Source organism: Bordetella sp. N (assembly GCF_001433395.1).
In the GTDB taxonomy this organism is placed as follows: Bacteria; Pseudomonadota; Gammaproteobacteria; order Burkholderiales; family Burkholderiaceae_B; genus Bordetella_C.
In genome coordinates, this window is sequence record NZ_CP013111.1 from 24,681 (window position 1) to 38,921 (window position 14,241).

The 14,241-nt window shown below is 64.2% G+C and carries 11 protein-coding genes and 1 pseudogene; 10 read left to right on the top strand and 2 right to left on the bottom strand.

What is annotated here, in order from left to right; genetic code table 11:
• Positions 1 to 64: 64 nt before the first annotated feature.
• Positions 65 to 1,207, bottom strand: coding sequence for a mandelate racemase/muconate lactonizing enzyme family protein (locus ASB57_RS00130; RefSeq protein ID WP_057649501.1), 1,143 nt, complete (start codon positions 1,205 to 1,207; stop codon positions 65 to 67).
• A 95-nt stretch (positions 1,208 to 1,302) separates the two neighbouring features.
• On the opposite strand from ASB57_RS00130, the gene ASB57_RS00135 reads away from it, so the two are divergent.
• The 7 genes and pseudogenes from ASB57_RS00135 to ASB57_RS00165 all read left to right on the top strand — a co-directional run bounded on the left by ASB57_RS00135 (position 1,303) and on the right by ASB57_RS00165 (position 8,985).
• Complete coding sequence (locus tag ASB57_RS00135) at positions 1,303 to 2,199, top strand: LysR family transcriptional regulator (protein ID WP_197424925.1); 897 nt, start codon at positions 1,303 to 1,305, stop codon at positions 2,197 to 2,199.
• 179 nt (positions 2,200 to 2,378) lie between these two features.
• On the top strand, positions 2,379 to 4,328 hold the full coding sequence (locus ASB57_RS00140; RefSeq protein ID WP_231755303.1) for an acyl-CoA synthetase: 1,950 nt from the start codon (positions 2,379 to 2,381) through the stop codon (positions 4,326 to 4,328).
• Between the two features lie 75 nt (positions 4,329 to 4,403).
• Positions 4,404 to 5,603, top strand: a complete 1,200-nt coding sequence (locus ASB57_RS00145; protein ID WP_057649506.1) for an ABC transporter substrate-binding protein — start codon at positions 4,404 to 4,406, stop codon at positions 5,601 to 5,603.
• A gap of 11 nt (positions 5,604 to 5,614) precedes the next feature.
• Positions 5,615 to 6,472 (top strand): branched-chain amino acid ABC transporter permease, encoded by an 858-nt coding sequence (locus ASB57_RS00150; protein ID WP_057649508.1) that lies wholly within the window; start codon positions 5,615 to 5,617, stop codon positions 6,470 to 6,472.
• The gene (locus tag ASB57_RS00155; protein WP_057649509.1) at positions 6,469 to 7,482 is read left to right on the top strand and encodes a branched-chain amino acid ABC transporter permease; all 1,014 of its coding nucleotides are present in this window, start codon (positions 6,469 to 6,471) and stop codon (positions 7,480 to 7,482) included. Before ASB57_RS00150 ends, ASB57_RS00155 begins: the two co-directional genes overlap by 4 nt.
• Positions 7,479 to 8,273, top strand: coding sequence for an ABC transporter ATP-binding protein (locus ASB57_RS00160; RefSeq protein ID WP_057649511.1), 795 nt, complete (start codon positions 7,479 to 7,481; stop codon positions 8,271 to 8,273). Before ASB57_RS00155 ends, ASB57_RS00160 begins: the two co-directional genes overlap by 4 nt.
• Positions 8,270 to 8,985: pseudogene (locus ASB57_RS00165) on the top strand (ABC transporter ATP-binding protein). Before ASB57_RS00160 ends, ASB57_RS00165 begins: the two are co-directional and overlap by 4 nt.
• A 3-nt stretch (positions 8,986 to 8,988) precedes the next feature.
• On the opposite strand, the gene ASB57_RS00170 reads toward ASB57_RS00165, so the two are convergent.
• Positions 8,989 to 11,016, bottom strand: coding sequence for a GAF domain-containing protein (locus tag ASB57_RS00170; RefSeq protein WP_057649513.1), 2,028 nt, complete (start codon positions 11,014 to 11,016; stop codon positions 8,989 to 8,991).
• A 260-nt stretch (positions 11,017 to 11,276) separates the two neighbouring features.
• Between ASB57_RS00170 and ASB57_RS00175 the strand changes: the two genes are divergently transcribed.
• From ASB57_RS00175 to ASB57_RS00185, 3 genes are read left to right on the top strand one after another with little or no spacing between them, the layout of a single operon-like run.
• Positions 11,277 to 12,206 carry an SDR family NAD(P)-dependent oxidoreductase gene (locus ASB57_RS00175; protein WP_231755304.1) on the top strand — a complete coding sequence of 310 codons (930 nt, stop codon included), beginning with the start codon at positions 11,277 to 11,279 and terminating at the stop codon, positions 12,204 to 12,206.
• 5 nt (positions 12,207 to 12,211) lie between these two features.
• A complete protein-coding gene (bktB, locus tag ASB57_RS00180) occupies positions 12,212 to 13,402 on the top strand; it encodes a beta-ketothiolase BktB (protein WP_156414026.1) in 1,191 nt (396 codons plus the stop codon).
• A 37-nt stretch (positions 13,403 to 13,439) separates the two neighbouring features.
• Positions 13,440 to 14,231: an enoyl-CoA hydratase/isomerase family protein gene (locus tag ASB57_RS00185; RefSeq protein ID WP_057649515.1), complete on the top strand. Its 792-nt coding sequence runs from the start codon at positions 13,440 to 13,442 to the stop codon at positions 14,229 to 14,231.
• Positions 14,232 to 14,241: the final 10 nt, after the last annotated feature.

A 14,241-nucleotide genomic window follows, 5' to 3' on the forward strand; every position in this document is an offset into this window, starting at 1 on the left:
TTTCTGGTTTTATGTGCGCGGCGCTGGCGCTGGCGCTGTTAATGGCGCTGGCAACGGCGCCGTATCAGGCATCGATACGCCAGGACTCGACGGTCCATGGTTCGAATTGATCCGGTGTCAGATCCATGCCAAGCCCGGGGCCGTCCGGCAATCGCGCCAGCCCGTTGGCCTGAACAGGGTGGCCGGTAAGAGCAATAAGCGGATTACCCGTGACGTCGTATTCCACGAAGGGGTAGGGCGTCCACGCACCGCCGCGCGACGGAGCCTGCGTCGCTGCAACCTGCAATGACGCAAGAAAATTGATCGCCGTGCCGAAGGCATGAGGCATGACGGCCACCTCACGCGCTTCCGCCAACGCCGCAACCTTGCGGTAGCCGGTGAAGCCTCCGCACACGCCAAGGTCAGGCTGAAGCACGCCCACCGCGCCAGTTCGCAAGAAGGCGTCGAAGCCCGCCAGGCTGCCTATGGCTTCGCCGCCCGCGACGGCGCAGGCCGCGGCCTGGGCGACGGCGGCGTAGCCGTCCAGATTCTCCGGGGGCACCGGCTCTTCGATCCATAGCGGTCTGGATGGTTCGATCAGCTTGGCCGCCAGGCGTGCGGCCGCGGGGCTATACCCCTGGTTCATATCGAGCATGAAATCGGCATCGGCCCCGATCGCCGCTCGCACGGCATGCGCCATCGCCGCATCCGCCTGGGGTGAAACACCAGCGCGCGGCTTGACCGCTTTGAACCCCTGCTCCAACAGCGCGTCGATTTCCCGCGGGTAGTCCCGATAGGGGTCGACACCTTCCGCGATGAAGGGTCCGCTGGCATAACAGGGCAACTCGCAACGCACGGCGCCGCCCAGCAATTGCGCGATGCTCACGCCGTGTGCACGCGCCGCAAGATCGTGCAGCGCCATGTCGAGGGCGGAAATCGCCATCATCGCGGGGCCGCGCTTGTCGTAGCCGATGCGGGGCACGAGATCGGCCTGGATGGCAGCGTAATCAAGAGGCGAGCGGCCACGGACCAAAGGCGCGAATTGCTGGCGGATCAGGGCCGCGGCGGCCCAGGGGGAGGAAAACACTTCGCCCCAGCCACGCAGGCCATTGTCGGTGCGGACCTCAAGGGCAAGGAATTCCCGTTTGCGCATGAAGGTACGCGCGTTACCCAGCGGGACGCGGGGCGTATAGGCCAGGTGATATCCGTTGATCTGGGTGACTTTCACAGTGCGGGTCCGCTGAAGAAGGGAGCTTCAAGAATGTGGCTCCAGTCTGGGACTCGGCTAACATGCGGTCAAATTCATATATACCGACTTCTCATATGAAATTACCTATCCGTCCGCGTGAAATGGAGCTGGTCGCCGCAATCTGCCGCACGGGTTCCGTGACGCAGGCCGCGGAGGCCTCGGGCCTGACTCAGCCGCACGCCAGCGCCATGCTCAAGGAGCTTGAAAATCGCCTGGGCACGGCCTTGTTTTCAAGGCGGCACCGCCATCTGGAATTGACCGCGGCCGGCCAGGCCTTGCTGCCTGAAATGACGCACGCGCTGGCGGCGCTCGACGCGGTCGACAAGCTGGCGCAAAGCCTGGGCAACCGGCGCCGGGAGCAATTGGTGGTGGGAACGGTGTCCGCGACCGGCGCGAGCCTGCTGCCGGCGGTACTGCGGGAGCTGCAGGATGCCGATCCGCAGCTGTCCGTGGTGGTGCGTGTCGGGACCGCCGCCGAGGTCGTGGAGATGGCGATTCAGCAACGCATCGACCTTGGCGTGATCCTGGGCTCGGGCGCCCATCAGCACGCCAATTTCGAAAAGATCGGCGAGCTTGGCCTGACATGTGTCGTGCGGCCGGACCATGCCTGGGCGTCGCTGCCTGAAGTGACGGTGGACATACTGGGTCAGGAGCGCTACGTCGGCCACAGCCGTCACCTTCCCGTCGGTGCGTTGACGTCGCAGGTGCTGGAAGAGGCGGGCTTCGAATGGCGTCCCGCCATCGAGGTGGTGCAATTTTCAGCCGCCTGCGCGCTTACCGACGCGGGCTGTGGCCCGTCAGTGCTGGAAAGCGTGACGGGGGAATATGCGCGCCGCCTGGGCTTGCTCCCGGTGCCCTTGCGCACCGCCAGAACCTTGCCCTTGAGCCTGGTATGGCCACAGGGCAAGGGGATGAGCGGTGGCGCGCGTTTCGTGAAAGAGGGGCTGGCGCGTCGGATGGCGGCAGCATAGTCACTGCCGCCCATTGTGTACTTGTCATAGATCATCTTCGATCCGCTATGAGCGGATCACATTGTCGTTGACCCCTCGTCCTTCCTACACTTCTCGCACAACGCAACGCGTACCGATACCCGCCGACGAAGCACGTGCTTCGGGCCTGCGGCAATTCCCAAACGCGAGAAGGAATCCATTTGGAACAGCGCTTTCGAGACAAAGCGGGCCAGCCCGCGCGGCAGGAGGAGGGCCCGGGCCAGCCCAGGATAAGGACGACGCGCTCGGAACAGCGGATCCGGACGCTAAGCGACATCGAACTGCTTGAGTCGCGGCCTTATGACGAGTTGGTGCCTTCGCGCAGCATGTACGAGGTATTTCAGGCGACCGCGCATCTGTACGGTGGCCGGACCGCCCTGACGATGTTGCCTTCGGCGTCGATCGATGACGCGCCGACCACCTACACGCATGCGGAACTGCTGGCTGAAATCACGCGTGCCGCGAACCTGTTCGCCCACTGCGGACTCGGCCGGCGCGACGTGGTCACCATACTCGCACGCACGCATGCCAAGGTTCCCGCGTTGATCTGGGGCGCGGAAACCGCCGGTATCGCCAGCTGCATCAATTACCTGCTGGCTCCGGATGTCATCGCAGCCTTGCTGGAGGCGGAGCAGACCCGTATCCTGGTATGCGCTGGTCCTGCCGTGGACGCCGAGATATGGGCCAAGGTGCGCGAAGTGCTTCCGCGCGCCAGGGGTCTGCAAACCATCCTCGTACTGGGCGGTCAGGCCGATATCGATGATCCCCGCATACGGGATCTGGACGACGCCCTGCGGTCGCACCCGTGCGACAAGCTGACTTTCGACACCGTCGCCGATCCGGACGCGATCGCGGCATTGTTCCACACCGGTGGAACGACCGGCTTGCCCAAGCTGGTGCCGCAGACCCATCGAAACCAGATCCATGCTGCCTGGTCTCTGGCGCAATTATTCGACCTTACCGAGGAAGATGTTTCGCTCAACGGCTTTCCGTTGTTCCATGTCGGCGGCACTACCACGATAGGCATGTCCGTGCTGGCCACGGGCGGGCACGTGGTGATGTTGTCGCCGGCGGGTCTGCGCGACCCAGGCATCGTCAGGAATATCTGGCGCCTGGTCGAACGCTATCGCGCCACGTTCATCGGCGGTGTCCCGACCTCCATCGGGGCCATGACCGAAATCCCCCTGGATGGCTGCGACGTGTCGTCGGTGCGGTTCGCGTTTACCGGCGGCGCCCCCCTGCCCAGCGCGGTGGGCCAACGTTTTGAAGAACGCACGGGCATCGCGCTGCTTGAGCAATATGGCATGACGGAGAGTGTGGCGGCAATCGCCGCCACGCCTTTGAATGGCCGGCACGTGCGCGGCAGCGTCGGGCTGCGCGCGCCATATTCCGCTGTGGACGTCATGCAACGGGACGAAGCCGGCAGCTGGATCTCCTGCCCCGCCGGCGCCATAGGGTCCGTCGTCGCGCGCGGACCGCAGATCGTGCGGGGCTACCTGAATCCGGAGCACGACAGACACGCATACACGCCAGACGGCGGGCTGATCACTGGCGACCTGGGCCGTCTGGACGAACACGGTTACCTGTTCCTTACCGGCCGCGAAAAGGATCTGATCATACGCAGTGGCCACAATATCGACCCGCAGGCCATTGAGGACGTGGCCAATTCCCATCCCGCCGTCTCCTTGAGCGCGGCGGTCGGCATGCCCGATGGGTATGCGGGGGAGTTGCCGGTGGTCTTCGTGGCTCTGGCGCCCGGGCAGAGCGTCGAGACTGACGAGCTTCAACGATATATCGCTGATCGCATCCCGGAGCCGCCTGCCCGGCCACGCCACCTCTTCGTGCTCGACGCGATTCCCGTCACCGGCGTGGGCAAGATCTACAAGCCGGCGCTGCGCGACATGGCCCTGGTTTACAAGCTGCGCATGGAGATCGCCAACCTGGGGCAGGCGGTCGAGCTGCTGGATATCTCAGCTGAAAACGACGGAACCCGCGCATCGGTCACGCTGCGGGCGGCCGGCGCAGGCGCTCGGGCTCAATCAGAAACTCAGCTGGCGGCAGCCCTTGCCAGTCTGCATTGCAAGATAGACGTGTCCTGGCTGGAGCACTAGCCGGGGCCGGGCAGGTCGGAAGTACCTTTCGCCCCACAGGGGTGGGATTCATCAATAACAAGCAAGGAGACAACCATGACCAATCGACGCGATTTCTTGCGGATGTCGGCGGCAGCCGGCCTGGCCGCCCATCCCATTTTCTCCATCGCCCAGGGCGAAGAACTGTTGCTCGGTTGCCCGACAGCGATGTCGGGCACCTTCTCCGCCATCGGGAAGTACTCCGAGCTTGGCATGAAGCTCGCCGTCGAGCAGCAGGGGACGGTGCTTGGAAAGAAGCTGGGCTATCGCATGCTCGACACGGAGGCCAAGCCGGCCACGGCGGTGCGAAGAGTGCAGGAAGCCATGGAGCAACGCAATATTCGCATGTTCACCGGCGCCTTGCTTTCCGCCGAGTCCCTGGCCATGAGCAAGGAAGTCGACAAGTCCGGCGGCATCCTGATCACCAACGGCGGCGCGGATGAATTGACCGGTAGCGACTGCAATCGCAGCACCTTCCGTTGGGCGCTGCCGACCTATAGCTTGATTCAAGGTTCGGCCCGGCCGCTTATCGAACTGATGCCGCAGGCCAAGCGCTGGTACACGATCACGCCGCAATATGTCTTCGGCGAGGGCCTGCTGCGCAACGCCAAGGCGTTGTTCAAGGAAAAGGGCATCGAGCATGTGGGCAACAGCTACCACTCGCTGACCGAGCGCGAATACAGCGGCTATCTGACCAATGCCATGGCCTCCAAGGCGGACGTGTTATTCCTGCTCAATTACGGTGCGCAGGCATCGGACACGCTGCGCCAGGCTGTGAGTTTCGGCCTGAAGCAGAAGATGACGATCATCGTGGCCGCGGCGTCCGGGCTGGAGCAGTTCGAAGGGCTGGGCGCGGATATCTGCCAGGATGTCTATTTCGGCGCCGTCTATTGGCACACCATCGACACGGCCTACAACAAGAAGTTCGTCGGGCAGGTGCGCGACAAGTTCGGCATCTCGCCCAATTACAGTCTGGCGGGACCCTATGTGAACACGCGCATGCTGATCGAAGGGATCGAGAGAGCCAAGAGCGCCGATCCGGCCGCCGTGATCGCCGCCATGGAAGGCATGAAGTTCGACAGTCTGACCGGGACCGAAGAGGTGCGCAAGGAAGATCACCAGGTCCTGCGTGACTTCTACCTTATCAAGGGCAAGGGCAAGGACAAGATGCGAGACAAGGATGACTATGCCGACATCATCCACTCCGGCCGGTTTTTCCTTTCCCCCGAGCAGGCCGGCTGCAAGATGACCGCCTGAGTCCTGCGCCCATGAATCTTTACCTGCTTCAGCTAGTCAACGGCATCGGCCTTGGCATGCTCTATTTCGTCCTCGCTGTCGGCCTGAGCATCATCTTCGGGCTGCTGCGCTTCGTGAACTTCGCGCATGGCGCCTTCTTCCTATTGGGGGCGTACGCCACCTTCCAGTTGGTCAGTGCGGGGTTCAACTTCTGGCTGACGTTGCTGCTGGCGCCGTTGCTGGTGGGCGGCCTGGCGTGGGTGGCGGAAACGCTGCTGTTTCGCAAGGTGTATCACCTGCCGCATGAGCTACACATCCTGATCACGGTGGGCCTGGCGCTGGTCATGCAGGAGGCCGTCATCATGGCTTGGGGGCCGCTGGGCAACAACGTGGCGCCGCCGGACGCTCTACAGGGGGTGGTCGCATGGGGTGACTTCATCTATCCCAAATACCGGCTGTTCGTCATCGCGGCGGGCGTGGTCATGGCGGCGGTGCTGGGCGTATTGCTGGCGGGAACCCGGCTGGGCGCGATCGTGCGCGCCGGCAGCGAGTCGTCGGAGATGGTCGCCTTGCTGGGCTTGAACATTCGCCGCATCTTCTCGTTGGTGTTCGCGCTGGGCGCCGGCACGGCTGCCCTCGCCGGCGCGCTGGCCGCTCCCATACGCGGGGTCGATCCCTTCATGGGGGTGGAGGCGCTGGGCATTGCTTTCGTCACGGTAGTGGTGGGCGGCATGGGCAGTTTTGCGGGCGCGTTGGCCGGCGGCCTGCTGGTCGGCGTTGTGCAGAGCATGATGAGCACACTCTGGCCGCCAGGTAGCAATCTCATGATCTACGTGGCCATGGCCTTCGTGCTGTTGCTGCGTCCCAATGGCCTGCTGGGCCGGGCATGAAGGGGAATCCTGTGAGGCACTTCATCCATCACCGCTATAGCTTCATGGCCTTGGTCATGGTGCTTGCGTTGCCCCTGTTCCTGGCATCAGGCTCGCTGGCGACCGAACTCCTGATTTTCGCCATGGCTGCCATAGCCTGCAACCTGTTGCTGGGCTATACAGGCCTGATGTCTTTCGGGCAGGGAATCTTCTACGGCATTGGCAGCTATACCGGCGGTTTGCTGCTGCTGCACTTCAGTACTCCGCTCTGGGCCACGCTCGCGGGCGCCGTCGTGATCGGTGCGCTTGCCGCAACACTGGTCGGCTGGTTCGCCATCCGGCAACGTGGCGTGCACTTCGTCATGTTGACCCTGGCCTTCTCGCAAATGTTTTATTTCCTCGCCTACTCGCTCGTCGACGTCACGGGAGGCGATAACGGGCTGCTTGGCATCGGCCGCCCCAACATGCGCTTGTTCGGCATGACGCTCTTCGACATGGGCACACCCTGGCGTTATTACGCCTTCGTGGCGGCGATCTTCCTGGCGGTATTCATGGGAATGCAACGAGTGGCCGAATCGCGGTTCGGTCTGACCCTCGTGGCCATACGGGAAAATGAGGCCCGCGCGCTGGCGGTCGGCTACAACGTCCGGGCATTCAAGCTGGCCGCGTTCGTGGTGTCCGGCGCGGTCACGGGCCTGGCGGGTTGCCTGCACGCCATGTTGTCCGGCATCGCTCCGTTATCGAATATCGAGTACCACACCAGCGAAACGATCCTGCTGATGACTGTCATAGGAGGAACCGGAAAGCTGTTCGCGTCGGTGTTGGGCGCTGCGGCCTACGTGCTCGCCGCGGACTGGCTGTCGTCGTTCTGGCCCCGCTGGCTGATGTTGTTGGGTTTCCTTCTTATCGCGGTCACTCTTTATATGCACAGAGGGTTGTGGGGCTTGTTCGAACGTTTCGCGCGGAGTGTGCGCCAGCGTCCGGCCGCGTATACGCCGGCGCCGGCCGATGCGGGCAAGGAGCAAGCATGAACGATATCCGCCTTCCCCCGTCACGTGAACCGCTCTTGCGCGCGCGTGGCGTGATCAAGCGCTATGGCCCCTTCACGGCCGTCGGCGGCGTCGACCTGGACGTCATGCCGGGCACGATCCACTCCGTGATCGGTCCGAACGGCGCGGGAAAAACCACGTTGTTCCATACGCTGACGGGTACGGTGCCCATTACCGCTGGCACGATTCGATTCGAAGGACAGGAGATCGGCCATCTGCCTGGATACCTGCGCGTGCCTTGCGGGCTCGCCCGGTCCTTCCAAGTGACCAGCCTGTTCCAGAACCTGAGCGTGCGCGAGAACCTGCGCGTCGCGGCGCAGGGCCGCGCGCCGCGGCGAGCCTTGTTCGGGTGGGGTATTCCGGACAGGGACGATGCGGCTTTGGCGGTGGCCGACGAGCTGCTGGACAAGTTCAAGCTGCGGCGCGCCGCGGGCTCGGCCGCCGGCCATCTGTCGCACGGCCAGCAGCGCCGGTTGGAAGTCGCCATGGCGCTTGCTTCCCGCCCGAAGCTGATTTTCCTGGACGAGCCTACGTCGGGCATGGGCATAGACGACATAGGCGAAATGAAGTCGCTGATTTCTTCGCTCAGGCAGGAAGGCTATGCGGTGCTGTTGATCGAGCACAACATGGACATCGTGATGGGGATCTCCGACACCATCACGGTGATGCAAGCCGGGAAGGTGTTGGTCGAAGGGGCGCCGGACACGATACGTGGCGACGAACAGGTGCGCCGCGCGTATCTGGGCAACATGATCACGGGAGGCCGCAATTGAGCCGCGATGCCGTATTGGAAGTGGAGGACCTGCATGCCTGCTATGGCAAGAGCCACGTCTTGCAGGGCGTGACGCTGACCGTCAGGGCGGGAGAAGTCGTGACCCTGCTGGGGCGCAATGGCGCGGGAAAGACCACGACCCTGAAGAGTATCGTCGGCATCGTGCCGCCCATGCAGGGCAGAGTATTGTTCCAGGGGCGGGATGTTACCCGGCAGGAACCCTATCGTATCGCCGCGGGCGGCCTATGCCTGGTTCCTGAGCATCGCGGCATCTTCGGGCTGCTGTCGGTCGAGGAGAATCTTGCGATCGCGGCACGGCGACGTTCTCCATGGCAGTTGGCGGATATCTATCGCGTTTTTCCCAGGCTGAAAGAGCGACGCAAGAACGGCGGCGCCCAGCTGTCGGGGGGCGAGCAGCAGATGCTGGCGATTGCGCGCGCGCTGCTGAACCATCCCAGACTGCTGATACTGGATGAGCGGTAGAAGGACTGGCGCCGGTCATCGTGGAAGAAATCGTGGCGCAACTCAAGCTGATACGGTCCGCGGGCACGCCTATCGTGCTCGTGGAGCAGAACCTTGAGGTCTGCTGCCAATTGGCCGACCGTCATTACATCCTGGAGCAGGGGCGGGGCGTCTATGAAGGCAGCAACGAGGTCTTCGCCGCGGATCATGCAGCGAAGGATCGCTACCTGGGGGTGAATGTCGTCGCGTGAGCGTCAGGTCAGCCGGGGCCTCGCTTCGTTCTTCGCGGTCCGGCGACCCGATGCCGGCAAGTCGGATTTCAGGCGGCGCAGTCGCAGCGCCAGGTGAACATCCGCCACCCGGCCATCGCTATCCCAGGGGCCCAACAGGGCAGCGATGGCATCCAGCCGGTTGTGCAGGGTGTTGACATGAATTTGCAGCGCCACCGCCGTTGCCCGCGCATTCTGCATGTTGTCGAGATAAGACAGCAGGGTATCGGCAAGCTGGGTATTGCGCCTGCTGTCGTGATCCGTCAGCCGGCCCACGACGGACCCTATGATGGCGTCCAGGTCCGCCGCGCTCTGGTGTTCGAACAGGACGGCGTACATCCTCAGCGCGGCCTCGTGCACCACGCAGTCTGCGCGCCGCAGCGCCCGTAACAGGCCGATGGCGCGTTTCAGATGCGCGTGAGCCTGGTCCAGGCCGTCAATGCCCACGTAGGGGCCCGAGACGCAGGCGACCCCACGGAAAGACAGTTCCTGGAACAGCAAGGCATGCAGGTCGTCTTCCAGCTTGCGGTCGCCGGGGTTGAGCACCATCACGATCCGCCCGTCGATGTCGGTGGCCAGATGCGGCGTGTGTCGCAGCCGGGTGGAAAGCTTGCGCAGCACGTAGGCGACGTCGGTCTTTTCGATGTGGATCATCGCCAGCATCGTCGGTTTGCGGATGTCGACGCCATGTTTCTCGAAACGCGCAGCAAGTCCATCGTCCTCGTGCTGCCCCGTTTCGAGCAAGGCGCGGATCGTCAGGTTGATGTCCTGGTCCAGCGTGGCGGAACTCTTTTCCGCGGAAAGCAGTAATACCGCGGTCGCGGTCGCGCTGCGCTCCAGGATGCGCACCGCGGACTCCGTCATCGGCTTGCCGGTCTGGATGACCAGGGCACCGAACAATTCATCCTTGCTGGTCACCGCGGCAACCTGACAATGCGAGCCGGTGTCGGACTGCGTGGTCGTGGCCCTGCCGGTCGTCCGGCTGAGGCCGACCGCGGACTGAATGCGCGCGTCGATGCCGGAAATGGGGCGGTGGGTATCGCTGACCTCGGGGGGCGCATAGTCGAGTGGCGTCGCGACGCACAATTCCAGCCCCGCGGCATCCAGGAACATGACGCGGCCGTCCAGAATATCGGCCACTGTGGAAATCAGGTCCTTGAGCGGCGCGCCCCTGGCCAGCAGCCGGGTCAGGCGTTCATGGGCGTCCGCCGCCAGCTCCAGCGCCGCGGTCTGCTCGATCAGCCGCTGATTGGCCTGTTCCGTATCCTGCAAGGCCTGCCGCGTGAGGTCGAAAGCCTTGGCATTGCGCATGGCGACAGAAGCATGGGCCGCCAGGGTGGCCAGGATGGATACCTCCCGAGGATGATAGGTGCGCGCGTAGCGGTCACCCACGATGAGAATGCCCGCCACTTCCGCGCCTGCCAGAAGCGGCGCGGCGACCAGGGAACGCAGCCCTTCCCGTTGGATCATCAGGTCGTTTTCCGGCGTGTGTTCGAAGTGGGTGTCTCCCATGTAGTCGCTCGTGGCGAAGGGGCTGCGGGTGCGGCGCACGTGTCCCGCGACACCGGCATTCAAGGCTGTGTGCGTGTCCTTGGTCTCGTTTGAATAGACGCCGCTGACGGCGAGCACGCCCAGGTCGCCGGTCTGTGGATGCACGCCGGCCAGCCACGCCAGGTCACTCCCCAGCAGGCGCCTGCCGCGCTCGACGATGTCGAACAGAACGTCGTCCAATTCCTTCAGCTCGGTCAAGGTCTGGGCGCTTTCGAACACGGCGCGCAGCGCCAGTTCGTTGCGCTGGTGCTGGTCCAGGCGTTCGCCGATGGCGAGGGCGCGATGCGCGGCGGCGAGCAATGCCTCGCGGTCCGCAGCGTCGTCCGTGCGCTGTTCGATCTGCAGCAGCAGGGCCGTCAGCGCGGCATGGGGTTCTGCCGCCTGGTCCAGCAGGCGCAACATTTCGGCATATGCCGGCGCGCAGGGGCGGACGGCGGTGTGTGACGGGGCGGGTCGCTTCATTTTATGGAGTTTTCGGATGCGGACCGGGGACCTAGCCTACCGCCATTTGGTCCGCTGGAAGCTATGAAAAACAACCAGGCGATGGCGGGTCGCTTGTGAGGAGATCACATTGTATGCGGCGATGCGCCTGCGTAAAGTCGAAGGTCTTTTACATCCGCCGCTATGGCTGCGTGCCCGACTGCGTCCTGGCCGGCTTCCCCATCCCAACTCGTTTCCTCGACATGCTTCCAGAAATCCAACAACAGAGACAAGCCGGCGCCATGCCGCCCATCAGACTGGACGGCCAGGTCGCCATCGTGACCGGCGCGGGCGGCGGCCTGGGCCGTTCCCATGCCATCGAACTCGCGCGCCGGGGCGCCAAGGTCGTGATCAATGACCTTGGCGTGGCCCGCGACGGCCGGACGACGGTATCGTCGGCTGCCGAAGATGTCGTTCGGGAAATTCAAGCCGCGGGCGGTGTCGCGGTGGCGAGCGTCGCATCCGTCACGGATGGCGCCCAGGTGCTGCGCATGGTGGAGGAGACCATGGACCGCTGGGGGCGCGTCGATATCCTGGTCAACAATGCGGGCTTCCTGCGCGACCGCAGTTTCAGCAAGATGAGTCTGGACGATTTCGAAGCGATTCTGGACGTGCATTTGATGGGTGCGGTCCGTTGCACCAAGGCGGTCTGGGACATCATGAAAGGCCAGGCGTACGGGCGTATCGTGATGACGACATCGTCGTCCGGGCTCTACGGCAATTTCGGGCAGGCGAACTATGGCGCCGCCAAGATGGGGCTGGTTGGATTGATGCAGACCCTGGCGCAGGAAGGCCTGAAGTACGGCGTCCACGTCAACTGCCTTGCGCCGTCGGCTGCGACGCGGATGACCGAGGAACTATTCCCGGAAGATGAGCTTGCGCTGTTGGCGCCTGGCGGGGTGACGCCGGGCCTCGTTTACCTTGTGTCGGCCGACGCGCCCACCAAGACGATATTGTGCGCGGGCGCCGGCGCATTCGCTTGTTCGCACGTGACGTTGACCGAGGGCATCTATGCCGGTTCCGGGCCCCTGGCTGCCGAGACGATAGCGTTGAATGCGGCGGCGCTGGCCGATCGCGCCGGCGAAGTCGTGCCTGGCACAGGATTTGAGCAGTCAAAGCGCGAGATCCTGAAAGCGCATGCCGCGCTTCAACGAACGCGGACCGTGGCGTAAGCATCATGGCGTCGACGATGCAAGTCTTCGTGGTTGCGGGGGTGCGTACCGCGATCGGCGCGTTTGGCGGCAGCCTGCGTGACGTCGCACCGGCCCGGTTGGCTGCTGGCGTGACGGCGGAGGTGGTGCGCCGTGGCGGTGTCGACCCGGTCGCGGTCGGTCAGGTTTTCTTCGGACAGGTAATTCCGACGGAGCCCGGCGATGCCTATTTGGCGCGGATCGCGGCGCTTGACGGGGGGCTGCCGGAAACGGTCCCGGCAATGACCTTGAACCGTTTGTGCGGATCGGGCCTGCAGGCCGTGATCAGCGCGGCGCAGTCTATCGTGCTGGGCGATGCCGACGTCGCCGTCGGGGGCGGGGCGGAGTGCATGAGCCGCGCGCCTTTCCTGTCGACATCGATGCGTTGGGGATCCCGCATGGGCGACACCGTGCTCGTGGATGGCTTGACCGGCGCGCTGACGGATCCCTTCGGCCATATCTTGATGGGCGTCACCGCCGAAAACGTGGCGCGGCGGCATGCCGTCACGCGCGCGGACCAGGATGCGCTCGCCCTGGTCAGTCACCAGCGTGCCAGCGCCGCGATTGCCGAAGGACGCTTCAAGGAGCAGATCCTGCCGGTCGACATCAAGGTCAAGGGCAAGGCCGCCATTTTTGACACGGACGAGCACGTGCGTGGGGACGTCAGCGCGGAAGAACTGGCGGGTCTGCGCACGATATTCCAGAAGGACGGCGGTACGGTGACCGCCGGCAATGCGTCGGGTGTCAACGACGGCGCCGCGGCGTGCCTGCTGGCAAGCGCGGCCGCGGTGACCGCGCACAACCTGCGTCCCATGGCGCGGCTGGTTTCGTACGCGCATGCCGGCGTCGATCCGGCCTACATGGGCATCGGCCCGGTGCCGGCGACGCGCCTGGCACTACAGCGTGCGGGCTTGTCGGTGGCGGACATGGATGTAATCGAGTCCAATGAAGCCTTCGCGGCCCAGGCATGCGCGGTCAGCCGGATGCTGGACCTCGACCCGCGCAAAGTGAATCCGAACGGGAGTGGCATATCGCTCGGGCATCCGGTGGGCGCCACAGGGGCGATCAACGTGGTCAAGCTTGTCCATGAAATGCACAGGAGCAGCGTGCGCTATGGCCTGGTCACCATGTGCATAGGCGGTGGACAGGGGATCTCCGCCATTTTCGAACGGGTGTAGGCCGGTATCCGCATTGCGCAAGACTACGGAGAAGGACATGGACAAGGCGCTGGTCAGGGTTGAACGGGACGAGGGCGTGGCGTGGGTCACACTGGATAATCCTGCCAGTATGAATGCCTTGTCGGCCCCGATGCTGGAGCAGTTGAGCCGCGTGGTCGACGGTATCCATGGCGACGCTTCCGTACGCTGCGTGGTGATCACGGGCGCCGGCAAGGCATTTTGCGCGGGCGGCGATCTGCTTGGGTTTCGTGCCGCCGTGGCCGAAGGGAGCCCGCACCCGCTGCTGGACAAGCTGCGTTATGCGCAGGATGTCTTCGACCGCATTGCCGCATTGCCGATGCCGGTCGTCGGAGCGGTGAACGGCTATGCCATCGCCGGGGGCCTGGAACTGCTCTTGTGCTGTGATCTGATTCTTGCCGCGGAGTCGGCCAAAATCGGCGATGGACATGCGCGCTACGGCATCATTCCGGGAGGCGGGGCCTCGGCCCGCTTGCCGCGCAAGCTAAGCGCCAATCGCGCCAATTACCTGCTCTTGACGGGGGAGTTGCTGCCGGCGAAAACGCTGGAGGACTGGGGCCTGGTCAACCGGGTAGTGCCGGACGCCGAGTTGACGGCGGCGGCCGGCACGCTCGCAAGGACGATCTGCGGCCATAGTCCTTTGGGGCTGCGAACGATAAAGGATCTGCTGCGCAACAGCACGGAATCCAGCGCTGCCCAAGCCACGCGCGCGGAGATCGACGCATTCGCGGACTACGCGAACAGCCGGGACTTCGCGGAGGGTCTGGCGGCCTTTGCTGAAAAGCGCCAACCGAAGTTCTCGGGACATTGAGCATCTTTGG